The organism is Aeromonas allosaccharophila (assembly GCF_016026615.1).
GTDB classification, from domain to species: domain Bacteria; phylum Pseudomonadota; class Gammaproteobacteria; order Enterobacterales; family Aeromonadaceae; genus Aeromonas; species Aeromonas allosaccharophila.
In genome coordinates, this window is record NZ_CP065745.1 from 198843 (window position 1) to 216920 (window position 18078).

Consider the following 18078-nt stretch of genomic DNA (forward strand, 5'->3'; position numbering starts at 1 on the left):
TGTGGGGCGGGCGCTTTGCTTTATGGGCAGGGTGCTAGCGAGCGCTCGCTTCCCCCAGCCGTGGGTTGAGGGAGAGAATGCGGGTCTTGCTGACCCGGTGGCGATAGATCTCCCGGAGATAGAGCAGTGCCTTTTTCACCGATTCGCGGCTGAGGCGAATATCGTTGATGGAGACGAACTTCTCTTTCTCGCGGATAAGCTCCCGATATTTCTTCTCATACATGGGCTTGATGGCGTACCAGTTGGTATCGAGGATCTTGGCCGGGTTCTCGAACTCGTTGAGCATGCTGTCGAGCAGTGTGTCGTTCCACTCCTCATTGCTGATCATCTCGATCACCGCCTTGTCCAGATGCTCATCGAAGCGATAGTGGTCCTTGGCAAAACAGCGCTTGATAAAGGCCACGATCAGGGTCAGGAAGTCATCGCTCAGGCAGGGGCTCTTGACGATCAGGGTGGTGAGGGAGATGTTGGCCGACGCCCCGACGCCCCGACGCCCCGACGCCCCGACGCCCCGACGCCCCGACGCCCCGACGCCCCGACGCCCCGACGCCCCGATGACCAGCGCATAGCGCTTGAGGGTGGTATTGGGGAAGAGCCCGTTGAGGTGAGACTTGAGCCGGTTGAGATCCATATAGGAGAGCTTGTACTCCTTGGGCAGGGAGATGATCGACACCACAGAGGAGCAGTTCTTGAAGAAGTGCAGCTCGTTTAGATGGGCCGGGTCATGGCCACTTTTCACATAGTCGTCCAGATACTCCCGATAGTTGCCCGCCTCGATGGGCAGCAGACTGATCCCCTCGATGGCCTGGGTCATCTTGTTGAAGTGGGGTAGCTCGATGGAACGGGTGAAGAGATCGTCCACATTGAGCCCGTCCTCCTTGTCAAACAGGCCGCCGGGGGGCGAGATGGACTCGGCATACGCCACCGCCACCGGCCCCGCCAGACTCATAAAGAGGTCGTTGGCATCGAGCCGAATGGTCTCGCTGATATCGATGCCCGCCCGGCGAAAGTAGTTCTCGTCGTAGTCGGTGGTGACGGCCTGGGCGGTAAGAATGTTGAAGATCTGCTGGGAGATGTACTGGTTGGCGTACTTCTCCATGGTGTTGACGTCAACATGCTGGATCTCTCCATCGTCGCTCTCTTCGGCGTAGCGCATGATGTCGTTGGAGATCAGCATCATGGCATTCCAGGGCCTGATCCGCTTGAGCATGCTGGCATCGCACGCCTGCTCGTTGTCGAAGTGATAGGAGAAGTCCCACTCCTCGGCTAGGTATTTGCACAGCAAACGCCCGGCATTGATGTGCAGCGCTTCCGAGATCTCGATACCCCGATCACAGATATTGGGCAGGATGCAGATGCCGCTGGTGAAGATGGGATCGAACATGAAGTGCTCCCCGAGGGAGAGATGCTCCTCCTCTTCTGACGGGGGCGAAAAGGTCTTGCTCATGTAGGAGTACTGTTGGGCCAGCCCGAACTCGGAGGCCATGCCGGAGCCGGTTCCGCCCCCGGCACTGAAGATGTAGAAATAGAGGCGGGACTGGTTGGCCTTGATGCCGCAGGAGTCCACCAGATAGGTATGAATGGCCTGCCACTCCGAGTTGGCGAAGTAGTGGGGGCTCTTGTTGAGGATGATCTTGGCCAGATACTGGCCCAGGATGGGGGCGTTACCCGCGCCTCCCGCGTGGATCTCCGACAAGTCCATCACCCGCATCTTGGCGTAGTCACGCAAGGAGCCACCTTCGCCGCTGCGATTGGAGTGGCGGATGCGGCCATCGATGTCCTTGTCCAGATCCCCCAGCATCACCATGGGCTCGATCAGAAAGACCGGCCGGGCCCCGTTGTTTGGCAGTCGCAGGTTGCGCCGGATCCAGCTCACCGGACCAAACTCCTTCTCCCGTTTGCGTTGCTCTTCACTGTTGAATTCATTGAGATAAAAACTGCGGGCGTTGTAGACCAGCGAGGCAACATCCTGCGCGATGTTGGAGCCGCAGCGCCCTAGGCTGTGTTCTTAAAGTGATGAATATATAATCTCAAATCTTCTCAACAGCTTAAGACCTATGCAGTGTCCCGTCGTTACCAGTTGACCGATGCACAATGGGGGCTTATCGAGCCCCTTTTTCTATGCCGCCGCATAAGCGGACGCCCTACTCGTGAGCCACGCCAAGTGCTTGATGGCATTCTCTGGATTCTTCATACCGGCGCACCTTGGCGAGATCTGCCAGAACGTTTCGGCCCATGGAGCTCGGTCTACAACACCTTTCGACGTTGGCTGAGTACAGGTCGTATCGATGCCATCCTTGCTGCGTTGCAACTGCATCTCAATGAAGAAGGGCTTATCGACTTCGACCTGTGGTGCATTGACGGCTCCAATGTCAGGGCATCCAAAGATGCTGCCGGAGCGCGTAAAAAAACACTCCGGTGAATCAAGCCCTTGGTCGCTCTCGTGGTGGTTTTGGCAGCAAAATTCACTTGGTCACTGATGGTAATGGTTTACCGCTGGGGTTCTGCCTTTCGCCGGGGCAATCAGCGGAAATCAGATATGCGACAAGTGCGTTGGCCATGGCAAGGATCCCGACTTCATCAGGCCATTATCGCACGCGGCCAACGCATCTTGCCGCAGATAAGGCCTATAGCAGCAGGGCTCTGCGGGCAGAACTCCGGCGCAGAAAGATAAAAGCGGTAATCCCGCAACGCAGCGACCAGCAACGGCACCATAAGGGACGTCCACTGGTGTTAGACAAAGCTCGTTATCGTAGGAGAAATGTGGTCGAACGGTGCTTCGGATGGCTGAAGAAGTTTCGCCGATTCTCAACGAGGTATGAAAAGCTGGCGGGAAGTTTTGCTGCTTTTATCAAGCTGGCTTTCTGCCTTCGTTACTTACGGGAACTATTAGTGGACAGAAAACCAGCATTTTGAGAACACAGCCTAGCCCCACCAGACAGACGGACGGAAAGTTGTGGGGCACGGCGGCGCCCGTTTCACTCTCTCCGATGGCGGCGGGAAACACCGCGTGGCGCAGCTGTTCCAGATTGGCGAGAATGCGGGCCAGATCCCCTTCGGTGTAGTAGAGGTAACGGTTGCCTGCGTCCTGCTCATCATCCGTGCTGATAGGTAGCAGATCGATATGCTCGGTCATGAAAAAAGATCCCTCTTGGCGGCGAATGTATATAAATCAGCAGCTTTTGGACTGCCCGGTAACTCTAGATGATAAAAAGCGGGGGCGCGGTGAGAGGAGGGTGAGAGTTGTGACTGTGTGATCATGGGCACAGCAGCGCGCCGGAAATCTGCCGGTATGCCTCACTTGGCAACGGCGCAGCATTTCCAGGGGCGTAGGGATGCGACTATTTCGAATGGGTGACGGGCTCTTCGGAGAGCAACTCGTTGACGAGTCCAACGGCTAAATGAATATTCGACTCCATCTTGTCGCCGTCCACCGCGTTCGCTTTCCACGATTCAGGGGCTTCCGGATGTGGCCCGGAAGCGGCCACCTTGCCTTTGCCGTATGAGCTGATCAGCGCGGCTATATGATGGTTTTGAAAATGGGCGATAACCTTGACCTGCTCTGGGCTTGGCACCGGCGTAAATTGCGGGCCGGCCTGGTAATACATCTGGCGCTCTTCACCAAGCCAGGTGATCGGGAAGATCCTGGCGCTAAAGTCGCCGTCATAATCATCGGATGTGGCAGGGACAAGGCCCAGCGCCGGCACAAAGCCTTCGTCCTCAGACCAGCCGTTGGATGCCACAAATGCACCCCCACAGATCCCGAGGTAGCGGCCACCGCTTAGCAAATAGGTTTTTAATGCCGAGCGCGCGTCTGCGGTGAAGGCATTGAGGAGCGGCTCCACATCGTCCTCTGTGCCGCCAACGATAAATACCCTGGCATTATCGAGCTCTGCAGGCAGCGCCCCAATATTGGAGAGATACCTGACCGGCAACCCCACCTGCCTGACCACATCAGCAATCGCCTTCGTGCTATCCCCATCAGAAACCGGCCCGTTATAGATCAGCGCGTACGGCTCTTGATGCGGCTGCGCAGAGGCGGCCTCTGCCATGCATCCTGTCATTAACCAAAGGCTGATAACGCTCGCAATCTGCACGACGCTTTTTGGTACATTCATCGCTGCCACTATCCCTGTGATGTGAATCGAAGAGACTACTTATCACGATCCCGTTCTGCATGTCAGCCGCAGTTAAATGAACATTTCAAGTTAACGCACCAAGGCTATGGGAGCTGCGTTCAGCAAACCGCGAGCCAATACAGTGGGCGCACTTCACCTTCACTTCACCGAGCGGGGATAAGGTAGGCCCACGTTTTCAGTTGGAGCTTCATTCTATGCCCACCATAGTCACTCACGCCGCCGTGCCCCTCTGCCTTGGGCTCGGGTTTGGTAGCCGGATTATCCCGCCACGCCTGCTGCTGGCCGGTGTTGCCATCGCCATGCTGCCCGATGCCGATGTGCTCGCCTTTAAACTGGGGGTTGCCTACGGCCATGTCTTTGGCCACCGCGGCTTTACCCACTCACTGCTGTTTGCCTTTGCCCTGCCCACCCTTGCCATGCTGTTTCACCGCCAGTTACGGGCCAGCGCCGCCACCGTCTGGTCGTTTCTGCTGGTCTCGCTACTCTCCCACAGCCTGCTCGATTCCCTCACTACCGGCGGCAAGGGGGTTGGCTGGCTCTGGCCGTGGCGTGACGAGCGTTTCTTCGCCCCCTGGCAGGTGATCCGGGTTGCCCCCTTCAAGCTGGAGGCCTATCTCACCGCCCGAGGTGAAGCGGTGATCCTCTCCGAGCTCTGCTGGGTCTGGCTGCCGGGGGTTGTATTGATGCTGGTGTTGATGGGATGGCGGGTGTGGGGCAGGTAGGCTTGTGATGGAAGATATGTTGGTTATATCGTACGTTGGCAAATATCGGGCATAAATAAAAACTTGGACGCCCATCTCTTCTGGCTATGTAACGTCTTGCCTAGAGAGATGGGAGTTCTAAATTTAGTTGAATTTTATTATAACTGTGTCATATCCCTTTGGTAGAGTGTTTCCTCAAGGTATTTAGCAAGATCTGAAAGATAAGTATCTAAGTATTTTAAATTTATTACATCAGTCCAATTACCAGAAGCGCCATAAGTATTGTTTTGGACAAATCGGAACCATGGAATTTCCTCTGGGTCATGGTTTAACGCAGACCACAATCGACTCTCGATCAAAACTAATGGGATGTAAAAGTCAATTATTCTTGAGTGGGATTCAACTGCGTCTAATGATAGGGTGAGGTCTGCTTTTTTTCTTCTACACATTTCTAGTTCTAGCGTAAAATTACTCAGTAGTTTATTGATTGATTCATTTTTTGCGCTATTAATGGCAGAGTTAAGGGTCGATATTGCACGCCATAATACTGAGTTGTCTAGGTCTTTTTCTTTGTTTGTATCTGTTTCTCTAAATGCAGAATAGCATTCATCCGCTGGCATAGGTTGAATTCTAATCGGCGCTGTTAGCATTGTACTTTTGGGAAATATCAATTTATCAAGTTTATGTAAGTAATCTCTGGATTTAGATAATGATATTCCATAGCTATCGAGAACAGATTGAATTTTCAACTTTGTTTCATCACAGTAACCTGGCCAATATTCATTATTGCCAAATGAATGTTGTGCTGTCTCGCCAGCACAAAGGATATGAAATCAGGGTGAGAGCGTGAACATTTTGTTAAATTTCACCCAGTTTTTTGAGACCCGCATTGAGTACCGTTTCCAGATATTCACTGCTCATTCCTGCGATTTTTTGCTTCCGTCTTACGCTCGCCTTGCGTGAAGTCTCGGCCCTGAGCATGTTCAGCCCCATGTGCCGGATGCACGCCAAAATCTCTGCGGCATCACCGCGATAAATCGGGCAATCATCCTCGCCCATCGTGACGTCCAGCACCCAGTGCAGGCTATTTTCGATGGCCCAGTGCCCACGCACCGCTCGCGCAAACTCATCCTGCACCAACGCTTTGGAACTGATGAAATAACGCTGCTCTATGGTAATTTTTTGCATATTTTCAACGCGATAGGAGATGGCCACGCCAATGCTGTGCAACTGTTTCCAATGAGGAAACTGGGCGGCCAACTCGCCCGCCGCCATGACATGGTACTCACGACCATCGATGCGGCCATGAGCCTTCTCAAGCGTCATCGTCTCTGCGCATAACGGGGTGGCCGCCAGCGGGGCGAGGGCCTGTCGAACCGCCTCGAACAACTTGGGTTGGTTGCCTTTGACGGCCAATAAGTAATCGCCACCTTGCTGAAGGATGGTCTCGGCGATCTCGGTCTGGCACCCCATCGCATCGATGGATACCAGGCAGCCTTTGATGTCGAGCAGCGCCAGCAACTCGGGAATAGCGGTAATTTCATTGGACTTGGCGTCGGTTTTTATCTGTCCGAGCACCAGCTTATTGGCGGCGGCATAGGCACTGACCATGTGAATGGTCGACGTTCGATCCTCACGGTCATAGGAACTGCGCAGGGTTTTGCCATCGATAGCGACCAGGGCGCCATCGGTGTGCTGGTTAATGGCTTGAGTCCACCGCACAAAGGCGGCCTGAAACGGCTCTGGTTTGATGCCGGAGATGATCCTGGCAATGGTGTCATGGACAGGAATGCCGTTTTTAAACAGTCCCTTGGATTGAAACCAGGGAAGATGAACCTCGCCGAAATCCTCAATATCTTCCCAGCCCTCAGCCCCGCCGATCACGGCACAGACGGTGAGAAACAGGACATCGTAGAAGGGATAATAAATCTTGGCATGCTGGCGAGGGTCGTGAATATTGTCGAAGAACTGAGCGAAAACGGCATCAATAGACATGAGAGCACTCCTGAAAAGGAGCATGAGATCACAGCCGGATCACCAGGTCAAATTTCAGGGTGAGGATGTGAGCAAATTGTTAACTATGGAAATCATGGAAATTATCATTTTTTGGATTTCATGCGCATTTTTTGAGCTGAAATGACGTGCAGTGACGATTAAAAAGTGTGAAGGCGATCCTGACTATAAAGTTAACTGCATATCACAGGCCTATAAGTATTTGTTTTGTAGGCAAAAAACTATTTTTAATTTTTAACAAAATGTTCACGATCTCGCCCTGGATATGAAATGCCGGTGCTGATTTAATTTCAACATAAATGTGGATGCGAGCTATTAACTCATGTTTTCCAATGTTTTTACACCAAATTTGTCTTCCAGCCAGATCAAGCTCTCTTAATTTCCCACTAATCATGTCTTTGTAATAAGGACTGTGGATTGGTTTCCATCCATGAGTATTTAATATATTTAATGCTGTATGTTCAGCTTTAATAGAATGGAATGCATCAGATTGAGCAAGTTTCTTGTCGATAGGTTTTGATTCTGTCATATGTACTCGAAATTTAATATTTAATAGTGATTAGCAGGTAGCACTAATCTTATAACAGACTCTCCCATATAAATCCGCCGAGCCCTGATAGTTGCCACAGGAAAAACTAAGTGATAAAACTACCTGCCAGCCTCTGACATCTGAACGTGTTATCGTAACCGTTCACCGGGACGGTGTTGACAGCACCAACTCCTCCGGGAACGGGTAGTCGGTTTTCTCGATGCAGGACCTGACAACTGCCCTCAGCCACTCCTGCGGGCAGCGGCCCAATCGCTTGGCCGTCTCCACCAACGATAGGATACGCTGCCTGAACTGCTCGCCTCGATGCGACCAGACGCCATAGCTTCCCTTGCGCCACAGCACATAGCCACGCAGCGCCCGCTCCGCTTCATTGTTGGTCAGCGCTATCTCGTCGTTTTCCATAAAACGCCATAGCATCTCATCGTCCTTGAGCAGTAACTGGCAGCGCCCACGGTAGCGCTTGGAACACAGTACACTGCCCCGCTCCAGCTGCCTTCGCCAGCTTTGCCGACATCGCTGCAACCTTCGCTGGTACTGCTCCCGGCTTAAGCAGCCTTGTTCATAGCCATGCCGGGTTCTGAACACCGTGTCAGCCAGCAGTACCAGCCGGGCTCCGATAGGCTGGTTGACGGCGTCGCTACTCTCGGCAATCGCCGCCACGTTGCGCAGCACATGCGCCCAGCACAGTTGGCGCTGGGCGCTGTCGATGAAGCGGTATCCCGCATACTGGTCGGTCACCAGCACCCCATCAAGCTCACTGCCCAGCAACCGCTTCGCTGCCTCCTGACCGCGGCCAAACGCCGTCATGAAGCAGACCGCGACCTTGCTCAGGGCCAGCCACATCCAGCGTCGCTCACCGCCCCGCTGGTGCCGGGTTTCATCGGCATGGATGATGGCGGCAGACTGCACTTGCTGTTTGATGGCTTGGTGGGTCGGGGTGAGCATGGCGCTGACCCGGCCTTGCGCTTCACTGATGGCGCCTCGGCTAAAGCTCAAACCGAAGTGCTGCTTGAGCTGCTGCTGTATCTTGCTGATGCTCTGGTGGAACTGACCACTCTGCAAAGCGATATAGCTCAGCAGATTAGCCCCCATCTGGCTGTGGCTCACCGTATCGGGCAGGGCTGCTTCACTGGTGGTGACGCACCCACGGCAGGTGCCCCGATACAGCTGATGCTCTGTCACCACATAGCTGACCTCGGGCAGGTCAAACACCTGATGAACCCGGTAGGGCTTGTCATGGGACACCACCTGCTCACCACAGCAGGCGCACTGCCGGGCAGGATAGTGTGGTATTGCCGTCAGTCGGTCGTCCTCAGGATGACGTTCACGCCGCTGCCCCTTGTGGCCAGGCTGGGCACCACGAGCCTTGCCGGAAGCGGGGCGCTTGCGCGCAGGCGGGGTCCCCGAGCCATCAGTGGAGGGGGGCTTGGAGGAGTTATTGCTGTTTTGGTTGAGGCGGTCTTCAAGCTCGGCGATGCGCGCCATCAGCTTGTAAATCAGCTCGTTGGCTTGCTCGAGGGTCAGCGGCAGGCCGGGTGGTGGCGTAATGGGTTTGCTCATGACGTGATGGTGCCAAGCTGGCGGGATCAGGCAAGGGGCAACAGTGGATCAAGGGATGATCGTCTCACTTTTTCCTGTCAATGCCATCTGGGTGAACAGTTACGTCTCGCCAGCACAAAGGATATGAAATGCCGGTGCTGATTTAATTTCAACATAAATGTGGATGCGAGCTATTAACTCATGTTTTCCAATGTTTTTACACCAAATTTGTCTTCCAGCCAGATCAAGCTCTCTTAATTTCCCACTAATCATGTCTTTGTAATAAGGACTGTGGATTGGTTTCCATCCATGAGTATTTAATATATTTAATGCTGTATGTTCAGCTTTAATAGAATGGAATGCATCAGATTGAGCAAGTTTCTTGTCGATAGGTTTTGATTCTGTCATATGTACTCGAAATTTAATATTTAATAGTGATTAGCAGGTAGCACTAATCTTATAACAGACTCTCCCATATAAATCCGCCGAGCCCTGATAGTTGCCACAGGAAAAACTAAGTGATAAAACTACCTGCCAGCCTCTGACATCTGAACGTGTTATCTTGTATGTTGGACTAAAAATAGTAGGTTGGTGTTTCACGAAGTGAAGCGCCAAGTTTACCGCAAATATATCTGAAAATCTGTTTTACGGATCTGCCACATCCATGTTTATCCTGCTCTGATGGGAGCAATAAGGCTCGCTAGTTCGGCTTTGCTACACGCTGCACCAACCGATAAAACCACATTGCCGCCCCTGAGTAGCAGCCCACAGTCGATGCTTTTTACCTGCGAGATAGCAACACTCAGAAATATAAGTGTTCTGATTTTTATTATGCATGTTATTGGCTATTCCACAAATTTTTCCATTTTGACATTCAAGATATTGTTTGCGAACACCCTTACTAGCAAAGCTTCTACGTTATTAATCATATCTTCCTCGACTTCATAAGCTGAGAAGTATGATGCCATGTCGGCTAACTGTAAGTTTGTTTTTTCAATTTTCCTAGGTGACTCGAAAGCTGGTTTGAAACCTGTGCCAGTATATGGATGAGACACGGATTTAATTTTTTGTGTCTGTCTATCTCGATTGAAAGCATTCTTCATCTCATCCCAGAGATTTTGTTCTTTAGCTTTGCCAATATATAACGCTTCACCTCTTGAATCATAAAAAATATATATTCCGCAACAGTTTTTTAGATACGTTTTAATGTCTTCTTGTCGCTTGTTTCCACTTAGGTTAGAGTCGAAAAGCTCCCTGTGTTTACCTTGTTGTGATTCTGCCACATCAATTGGGTAATACTCAACTATTGGTTGAATTGAATAGGAGTGTGCGTAAAAAACAGATTGACTACTAATTTTATCAATTAAGCTCACGACTTGTTTAGCCGTAAGCACTTTTGGTTCATTAGTCCACTTTTGAACGGTTGAATAAGACAGGCCCAATAATTCAGACAGATGTTTATTATTGGGGGACTTATATCTAATTCTCAATTCGTCAATTATTTCTTTAGAGTTCAACTTAATCTCCTATAAGTATAAATCTTGACTGTTGGGCTTTGCCACACGCTGCGTCAACCTACAAAAACCACGCTACCGCCCCTGAGTTACAGCCCCCAGTCCGCTGCTTTTAACCTGTGAGATAGCAACAATCGCAGCCATGGTGTGCTCCCGAGAGAGGGATTGTCGTTTGGCTATCTTAAGGGCGAGGGGGGAGCGTTGAGAAGCGTGTTTTGGCGGGAATCTGTGTTGGATCAATAAATTAGTCATTGAGGCGTGGCTGTGTGAACAACTCATTTGGCAGGGAATGCAAAGCCTCCCTCACCCCAGCTCTCTCCCGGAGGGAGAGGGGGCAAGACGCCGAGAGCTGCAAGCGGGTGCGAGCGAGATAAAAAGAAAGGGAGCCGGTCAGGCTCCCTTTGATGCGGTGATGCAACGATGGCTGCTATGTGTAAGGTGGACACGCAGCCGGATCACTACGGCCAATGGCATTTGGCCAATGCCGCCTCTTATCGATTGGTCGCTGCCTTCATCCCTTCCACAAACTCCTTCAGACGAGTGAGCATATGTTCCGGGTTCTGGTGGTGGGTCTCGATGATCTTCACCACGGCGGAGCCGGAGATGGCACCGGCGGCGCCAGCGGCGATGGCTTCACGCACCTGAGCTGGTTCGCTGATGCCAAAGCCGAGCAGGGCGGGGGGCGCCTTGAACTCGCGCAGGGTATTGATGAGACCTTCCACCGGCATGCCGGCCTTGGTCTCGGCACCGGTGACGCCCGCGCGGCTCACCAGATAGGTGTAACCATTGCCGAGCTCCGCCACCTGTTTCAGGGTCTCGGTGTCGCCATTGGGCGGGGCGATAAAGATGCTGTCGATGCCGAACTTGTCGGCGGCCGCCTTGTAGGGGGCGCACATCTGCACCGGCACGTCGGCGACCAGCACCGAATCCACGCCAGCCTGCTGGCACTTCTCGTAGAAGCCATCGATTTTGCGCACATAGACCAGGTTGGCGTAGACCAAGAGGCCAATGGGCAGCTGCGGGTACTTGGCGCGGATACGGCCTAGCAGCTCGAAGCAGTCATCTGGTGTGGTGTGGCTGGCAAATGCCCGCAGGGCGGCGCCCTGAATGGTGGGGCCGTCCGCCACCGGATCGGAGAAGGGAATGCCGAGCTCGAGGGCATCGGCGCCCCCTGCGACCAGCGCATCGACGATGGCCAGTGACAATTCGGGGGTGGGGTCACCCAGCATCACGAACGGCACAAAGGCGCCCTGATTGGCCGCGTCCAGACGGGAGAAGAGTTGTGCGTAACGGTTCATGACAAGGTTCCTTCTTTTTCAAAAATGTCTGCCACGGTGAAGATATCTTTGTCGCCACGGCCGGAGAGGTTGACGATGAGCACCTGCTCTTTTTCCGGTTCACTGCGGGCCATCTTGAGGGCGTGGGCCAGCGCGTGGGAGGACTCCAGCGCCGGGATAATGCCTTCGGATTTGGCCAGCTCCTGGAAGGCGTCCAGCGCCTCCTTGTCGGTTACCGAGGGGTACTCGGCGCGGCCGATGGCGGCCAGATGGGCGTGCTGCGGGCCGACGGAGGGGAAATCCAGCCCCGCCGAGACGGAGTAGGACTCCTGGATCTGGCCCTGATTGTCCTGCATCAGGTAGGAGTGCATGCCAAAGAAGACCCCCTTGCTGCCGTGACCGAGCGGCGCACCGTGCTCGCCACTCTCGATACCGTGACCACCCGGCTCGACGCCGATAAGGCGCACTGAAGGCTCATCGATAAAGTCGGCAAACATGCCGATGGCGTTCGACCCGCCGCCGACGCAGGCGATCACGGCATCGGGCAGTCGCTCCTCCTTCTCGAAGCACTGAGCCTTGGCCTCTTCGCCGATCATCTTCTGGAACTCCCGCACGATGGTGGGGAAGGGGTGCGGGCCGGCGGCTGTGCCGAGCAGGTAGTGGGCCGACTCGTAGTTGGCAGCCCAGTCACGCAGCGCCTCGTTGCAGGCATCTTTCAGGGTGCTGGAGCCGGAGTGCACCGGAATGACGGTGGCGCCCATCAGCTTCATGCGAAATACGTTCGGTTTCTGGCGCTCGCAATCCTTGGCGCCCATATAGACCCGGCACTTGAGGCCGAGCAGGGCACAGGCCAGTGCAGTGGCGACGCCATGCTGACCGGCGCCGGTCTCGGCGATGATCTCTTTCTTGCCCATCCGCTTGGCCAGCAGCGCCTGACCCAGCACCTGGTTGGTCTTGTGGGCGCCGCCGTGCAGCAGATCTTCACGCTTGAGATAGAGGCGGGTTTTGGTGCCCTTGGTCAGATTGCGGGTCAGGGTGAGCGGAGTCGGGCGACCGGCATACTCGGTCAGCAGCTCCTGAAATTCGGCGATAAAGGCTGGATCATCCTTGGCATCGACAAAGGCTTTCTCCAGCTGGAGCAGGGCGGGGATAAGGATTTGGGGCACATACATACCGCCAAATTCACCAAAAAACGGGTTGAGCAGGGTCATGATTAAATTCCTTGTTTCTGCTGTTAAATCAGGGATGCACAGTGATGGTCTGGGATGTATGTCTGGGGCACATACATGTCATCGGCGAAATTCACTAAAAAACGGGTTAAGCAGGGTCATGGCTTCTTCCTTGTATTAGCTAAATCGAAACATCAAAAAGGGTTGCGTTACAGAGTGCGCAGGGCGGCAAACGCGGCCGCCAGCTTGTGTGCATCCTTCTGGCCCGGGGCACTCTCCACCCCGGAGTTGAAATCAAGGCCGAGGCAGCCCACTTGCGCCGCCTGCAGGGCGTTGTCGGGATTGAGCCCCCCCGCCAGCATCAGCTTGCTCTTGTCGAGCGTGGCCAGCATGGTCCAGTCGAACGCCTGACCGGTGCCGCCGCTCTGGCTGCCGACTTTCGTATCCAGCAGCAGGCGATCGGCCGGATAGTCGAGGTCGGGCAGCGGCTCGCCACTTTCCTTGCCAAGAGAGATGCCGACCGCTTTCCAGATCTGGCAGCCCGCGGGCAGCAGTGGGCGCAGTTCCTCGATATAGGCAGCATCCTCATCCCCATGCAGCTGGACTGCGGCTAGCCCCAGCGCATCCACCGTCTTGGCGATGGTAGCGGGCTGGGCGTTGCGAAATACCCCGACGTAAGAGAGCGGCGCGCCCGCCATCACGGCGCGGGCTGCGGGGATGTCCACATAGCGCGGGCTGTTGGCAACAAAGATAAGGCCGCCAAACACCGCGCCCGCCTGATGGGCGGCGGCGGCATCCTCGGCTCGGGTCAGGCCGCACACCTTGTTCTGGCCCAGAGTGAGCTTGCGCACAGCAGCCTCCAGATCCGGCTCGGCCATCAGGGATGAGCCTACCAAAAAGCCCTTGGCGTGGTGGCGCAGATCCGCCACCTGGGCGCGGTGGTTGATGCCGGATTCGCTGATCACCACCCGATCGCTCGGGATATCTTTAGCCAGCTGTTTGGTGCGGTTGAGATCGACGCTCAAGTCGCGCAGGTTCCGGTTGTTGATGCCAATCACCGGCGCCCCCAGTGCGATGGCGCGGGTCAGCTCCTCCTCGTTGCTCACCTCGGTGAGCACGCCAAGGCCCAGCTCTTTGGCGACTGCGAACAGGGCGCGATACCCCTCGTCGGTGAGCACCGAGAGCATCAGCAGGATGGCGTCCGCCTGATAGTGGCGGGCCAGATAGACCTGGTAGGGGTCAATCATGAAATCCTTGCAGAGCACCGGTTGGCTGACGCGACCTCGTACCCGCGGCAGGAAGGCGAAATCCCCCTGAAAGAACTTCTCGTCGGTCAGCACCGAGATGGCGGTGGCGTATTTGCCATAGATGTCGGCGATGGTCTCCGGGCTGAAATCATCGCGGATCAGCCCCTTGGAGGGGGAAGCCTTCTTGCACTCCAGAATAAAGCGAGTGGAGCCCGCCTTGAGCGCCCCGACGAAATCCCGATCGCTTTGGGTCAGTGCGCTCTGGAAGCTCTCCAGTGGCTGGGCCAGCTTGCGGGCGGCAACCCACTCCTGCTTGGCCGCCACGATTTTGCCGAGAATGGTCTGGCGGATGGAGGCCATGTTCAGAAAAGCATGGGGGGCAATAAGGTCTGACATCTCGTTATCCTTGCGAAACTGGCTCTTGCCCTGCGGGCGTACTGAATGACTGCTGTGCGACGTGGTGGCTGACATCATGCCTCCTGATGACTCAAGGTAGCCAGCCGAGCGGCGAGCTCCGCTGTCTTGCCGCTTGCCAGCACCGCCAGCACCTCGGCGGCCGCGCTCTTAAGATCTTTTGCCTTGCCCGCCATCAGCAGTAGCGGTGCCACGTTGGCGGCAATGGCGGCGTTGTGAGCCGGGGTGCCACGCCCTGCCAGAATGGCGGCGGTGATGGCGCGGTTCTCTTCCGGTTCCCCACCCTGAATGGCGCTGACCGGGTAGGTCTCGAGGCCAAAGTCAGCCGGGGTGATCATAAATTCGCGGATCTCGCCGTCACGGATCTGGGCCACCTGGGTCGGGCCGTGGATGGCAATCTCGTCAAGGCCGGCGCCGTGAACCACCATACCGGTTTTCAGCCCCAGTGCCAGCAGGGTTTCTGCGATGGGGCGCACCAGCTCGGGGGCATAGACCCCCATCAGCTGATAGGTGGGGCGAGCGGGGTTGATAAGCGGCCCCAGCACATTGAACAGGGTGCGGGTTTTGAGGGCCTGACGCACCGGCATAGCGTGGCGCACGCCAGCGTGGTACTGGGGGGCGAACAGGAAGCAGATGCCGAGCTCATCCAGACAGTGGCGCGCCTGCGCCGGGCTCATGTCGAGCTTGATGCCCATCTTGTCCAGCAGATCGCTGGAGCCCGACTTGCTCGAGACCGAGCGGTTGCCGTGTTTGGCCACTTTCAGGCCGCAGGCGGCAGCGACCAGCGCCGAGGTGGTGGAGACGTTGATGGTGTTGAGGCCATCGCCACCGGTGCCGACGATGTCGCAGAACTCGTAATCCGGACGCGGGAAGTCGCGCGCTTCCGCCAAGAGAGCCTCGGCGGCACCGGCGATCTCCTCCGGTGTCTCCCCCTTGATCTTGAGGGCGGTCAAAAGGCTTGCGAGTACGATGGGATCCACTTCGCCACGTACCACCTGGCCGAAGGCGTCGCGGGTACTTTCACGGCTCAGAGACTGACCCTGATAGAGGGTGTTGAGATGTTGATGCATGTTGGTCTCCTTACCTTAACGCACGCTGCTTTCTGGGCGGGTGATGTGGGCGAGCGCCTGAGTCAGCAGACGGGCCCCTTCCGAGGTCATGATGGATTCCGGGTGGAACTGGAATCCCAGCACCCGCTCATCCTGCTGCTCAATGGCCATGGGCATGCCCTGATAGTGGGCAATCACCGTCAGCTCTTCCGGTACATAGGTGGCGACCAGCGAGTGGTAGCGGGCCACCGGCAGCGGGCTCGGCAGACCGGCGAAGGCGCCGTGGCCGTTGTGCTCAATCAGGGAGCGCTTGCCGTGGACGATCTCGCCCGCCGCCCCGACGGTGCCACCGTAGGCTTCGCACAGGGCCTGATGACCGAGACAGATACCGAGGATGGGCACCTGACCGCGTGCCAGCTTGATCAGGTCAATCAGGCAACCCGCTTCATGGGGGGCGCCCGGCCCCGGCGAGAGCACCAGCACGGCGTCCCCTTCACAGGCGGCGATTTCGCTCATGATGCGGCTGGCCGGCAGGCTGTTGCGATAGATCCTCACCGGATAGCCGAGGGAGCGGAACTGGTCGACGAGGTTGTAGGTAAAGGAGTCGAAGTTGTCGAGCAGGAAGATGTTAGTCATGGCTCACGTCCTTATGTTGCTCCTGCTGGGCGCTCAGGGCTTGCAGGGAGGTGCCATGGCTGGCTGCGATGGCGGCCAGCACGGCGGCCGCCTTGGCGCGGGTCTCGTCCGCCTCGGCCTGGGGTTTGGAGTCATAGACTACCCCGGCACCGGCCTGCACATGGGCCACGCCCTCTTTGACAAACGCCGAGCGGATGACGATGCAGGTATCCATCTCGCCTGCACCGTTGATGTAGCCGACGGCGCCGCCGTAGCTGCCGCGGCGTTTGCCTTCCACCATGCGAATCAGCTCGCTGGCGCGGATCTTGGGGGCGCCGGTGAGGGTGCCCATGTTCATGCAGGCCTGATAGGCGTGCAGGGCGTCAAGGTCTGAGCGCAAGGTGCCCACCACCTTGGAGACCAGATGCATCACGTGGCTGTAGCGATCCACTTTCAGCAGCTCCTTGACGTAGCGGGTACCGGGCTCGGAGATACGGGCGATGTCGTTGCGACCCAGATCTACCAGCATCAGGTGTTCGGCCACCTCTTTTTCGTCTTGACGCAATTCCAGTTCGATGCGGCCATCGAGATCCCGGTTGATGCTGCCATCGGGGTTGAAGCCGCGGCGGCGGGTACCGGCGATGGGGTACATCTCTACGTCGCGGCTGGCGGCGCAGAATTTCACCGCACTCTCTGGCGAGGCGCCAAACAGGGTGAAGCCCTCATCCTGCACGTAGAACATGTAGGGGCTGGGGTTGGTCTGCTTGAGGCGGCGATAGGCGGCCAAGGGGCTCGGGCAGGGCAGGGAGAAGCAGCGAGACGGCACCACCTGAAAGATGTCGCCACGGCGGATAAAGCCCTTGAGCTTCTCCACTTCTGCGCAGAACTGCTTGTCGCTCTTGTCCACGCTCATGCCACCGCTCAGGGGCTGGGTGGTCAGCTCGGCGCCAAGGGGTTGCTGGCAAATCTGTTTGAAGTCGGTGAGTCGTTCGGTCAGGCGAGTGTATCTGTCATCCACATGGCTCTCGTCGCTGTCGCCGCCAAAAATGCAGGCCAGCAGTTGAGTGCTGCGTTCGATATGGTCGATGGTGATCAGGGTCTCGGCCACATAGAAGCAGTAGTCGGGGCAGTCGTTGCTCCCCTCCGGCACTTCAGGCAGATCTTCAAAAGAGGCGATCAGGTCATAGGCGAAGCTGCCCGCCATAAAGAGCGCTTCTTTACCCAGCTGGCAATCGAGCTCCCGCTGCAGGGTGCGCAGCACGTCCAGCACGCTGCTCCCCTTGAGGCGGGAATCTTCGTCCAGCTCCCGATCGGAGGCCGGGAAGTCGAGTTGCAGCTCGCCATCTACCAGCGAACGAGCCACCACAGCAGACAGCCGCTCGGCCAGCAGGCTCTGCAACTGGGCGCCGTTATCGTTCAGGGTGCGAACCCGTACGGTCCGACCATGGCACTCGATGCGCAGGCAGGCATCCACCAGCAGCAGGCTCTGCTTGCCCGCCTTGGAGTCGATCTCCACCGATTCCAGCAGCAGGTTGTTGGGGCGACCCTGACAGAGGCGGGTATAAAGCGCCAGCGGATCGGCCACATAGGGGGCGTTGAGTTTGAGGGTATCGAATTCACCCAGAGGAAGGCGATGTGTGGCTGTCATAGTGCGTTCCCTTGCGTGTGATGTGGTTTACCGATGTTCATGCGTCTAATCCCGTAAAAATGCCTTGGAAATTGGGTCGGTTCGGGCGGTTTCAGTAGGGTCGCCATCGCCAGGTCATTGCGCTTGTCTGAATTCTCGGTTTCATCACAGGTCCATTTGCCGGATAATAAAAAAGCCCGCTGGGGTCAGCGGGCTTTTTCTTT

Annotated in this window: 17 protein-coding genes; 2 read left to right on the forward strand and 15 right to left on the reverse strand. The window is 56.1% G+C overall.

Features of this window, described 5'->3' with window-relative positions:
• Positions 1 to 34: 34 nt before the first annotated feature.
• Positions 35 to 1876, reverse strand: a complete 1842-nt coding sequence (locus tag I6G90_RS00865; RefSeq protein WP_232254389.1) for a hypothetical protein — start codon at positions 1874 to 1876, stop codon at positions 35 to 37.
• Positions 1877 to 2062: 186 nt separating this feature from the next.
• Between I6G90_RS00865 and I6G90_RS00870 the strand changes: the two genes are divergently transcribed.
• Positions 2063 to 2916 (forward strand): IS5 family transposase gene (locus I6G90_RS00870; RefSeq protein ID WP_197929280.1). Its coding sequence is split into 2 segments (ribosomal slippage): positions 2063 to 2405 and positions 2405 to 2916, totalling 855 coding nucleotides; the frame shifts between segments, so codons are not numbered across the junction.
• On the opposite strand, the gene I6G90_RS00875 is transcribed toward I6G90_RS00870, so the two are convergent.
• Both I6G90_RS00875 and I6G90_RS00880 read right to left on the reverse strand, forming a co-directional pair.
• Complete coding sequence (locus tag I6G90_RS00875; RefSeq protein ID WP_232254390.1) at positions 2852 to 3136, reverse strand: hypothetical protein; 285 nt, start codon at positions 3134 to 3136, stop codon at positions 2852 to 2854. The genes I6G90_RS00870 and I6G90_RS00875 overlap by 65 nt on opposite strands.
• 205 nt (positions 3137 to 3341) lie before the next feature.
• Positions 3342 to 4118, reverse strand: coding sequence for a BPL-N domain-containing protein (locus I6G90_RS00880; protein WP_197929281.1), 777 nt, complete (start codon positions 4116 to 4118; stop codon positions 3342 to 3344).
• Between the two features lie 215 nt (positions 4119 to 4333).
• Here I6G90_RS00880 and I6G90_RS00885 point away from each other — a divergent pair, with 215 nt between their 5' ends.
• Entirely contained in the window at positions 4334 to 4861 is a 528-nt protein-coding gene (locus I6G90_RS00885) for a metal-dependent hydrolase (protein WP_197929282.1), read from the forward strand.
• 137 nt (positions 4862 to 4998) lie between these two features.
• Here I6G90_RS00885 and I6G90_RS00890 read toward each other — a convergent pair whose 3' ends face one another.
• From I6G90_RS00890 to I6G90_RS00940, 12 genes are all read right to left on the reverse strand, one after another.
• Positions 4999 to 5589 carry a hypothetical protein gene (locus I6G90_RS00890; protein ID WP_197929283.1) on the reverse strand — a complete coding sequence of 197 codons (591 nt, stop codon included), beginning with the start codon at positions 5587 to 5589 and terminating at the stop codon, positions 4999 to 5001.
• A 109-nt stretch (positions 5590 to 5698) separates the two neighbouring features.
• Positions 5699 to 6835 (reverse strand): ISAs1-like element ISAs12 family transposase, encoded by a 1137-nt coding sequence (locus I6G90_RS00895; RefSeq protein ID WP_021141311.1) that lies wholly within the window; start codon positions 6833 to 6835, stop codon positions 5699 to 5701.
• Between the two features lie 202 nt (positions 6836 to 7037).
• On the reverse strand, positions 7038 to 7382 hold the full coding sequence (locus I6G90_RS00900; RefSeq protein WP_197929284.1) for a hypothetical protein: 345 nt from the start codon (positions 7380 to 7382) through the stop codon (positions 7038 to 7040).
• Between the two features lie 162 nt (positions 7383 to 7544).
• Positions 7545 to 8963: an IS66-like element ISAs21 family transposase gene (locus tag I6G90_RS00905; protein ID WP_004576012.1), complete on the reverse strand. Its 1419-nt coding sequence runs from the start codon at positions 8961 to 8963 to the stop codon at positions 7545 to 7547.
• A 99-nt stretch (positions 8964 to 9062) separates the two neighbouring features.
• Positions 9063 to 9350, reverse strand: coding sequence for a hypothetical protein (locus I6G90_RS00910; RefSeq protein ID WP_197929285.1), 288 nt, complete (start codon positions 9348 to 9350; stop codon positions 9063 to 9065).
• A 437-nt stretch (positions 9351 to 9787) separates the two neighbouring features.
• Positions 9788 to 10459: a GIY-YIG nuclease family protein gene (locus I6G90_RS00915; RefSeq protein WP_197929286.1), complete on the reverse strand. Its 672-nt coding sequence runs from the start codon at positions 10457 to 10459 to the stop codon at positions 9788 to 9790.
• A 488-nt stretch (positions 10460 to 10947) separates the two neighbouring features.
• Positions 10948 to 11754 (reverse strand): tryptophan synthase subunit alpha, encoded by an 807-nt coding sequence (gene trpA, locus I6G90_RS00920; protein WP_197929288.1) that lies wholly within the window; start codon positions 11752 to 11754, stop codon positions 10948 to 10950.
• Positions 11751 to 12944, reverse strand: coding sequence for a tryptophan synthase subunit beta (gene trpB / locus I6G90_RS00925; protein ID WP_232254391.1), 1194 nt, complete (start codon positions 12942 to 12944; stop codon positions 11751 to 11753). Before trpB ends, trpA begins: the two co-directional genes overlap by 4 nt.
• A 167-nt stretch (positions 12945 to 13111) precedes the next feature.
• The gene (trpCF, locus tag I6G90_RS00930) at positions 13112 to 14620 is read right to left on the reverse strand and encodes a bifunctional indole-3-glycerol-phosphate synthase TrpC/phosphoribosylanthranilate isomerase TrpF (protein WP_197929290.1); all 1509 of its coding nucleotides are present in this window, start codon (positions 14618 to 14620) and stop codon (positions 13112 to 13114) included.
• Complete coding sequence (gene trpD, locus I6G90_RS21255) at positions 14620 to 15633, reverse strand: anthranilate phosphoribosyltransferase (RefSeq protein WP_232254392.1); 1014 nt, start codon at positions 15631 to 15633, stop codon at positions 14620 to 14622. Before trpD ends, trpCF begins: the two co-directional genes overlap by 1 nt.
• 15 nt (positions 15634 to 15648) lie before the next feature.
• Positions 15649 to 16248, reverse strand: coding sequence for an aminodeoxychorismate/anthranilate synthase component II (locus tag I6G90_RS21260; RefSeq protein ID WP_005359135.1), 600 nt, complete (start codon positions 16246 to 16248; stop codon positions 15649 to 15651).
• The gene (locus I6G90_RS00940; protein WP_197929292.1) at positions 16241 to 17875 is read right to left on the reverse strand and encodes an anthranilate synthase component 1; all 1635 of its coding nucleotides are present in this window, start codon (positions 17873 to 17875) and stop codon (positions 16241 to 16243) included. Before I6G90_RS00940 ends, I6G90_RS21260 begins: the two co-directional genes overlap by 8 nt.
• Positions 17876 to 18078: the final 203 nt, after the last annotated feature.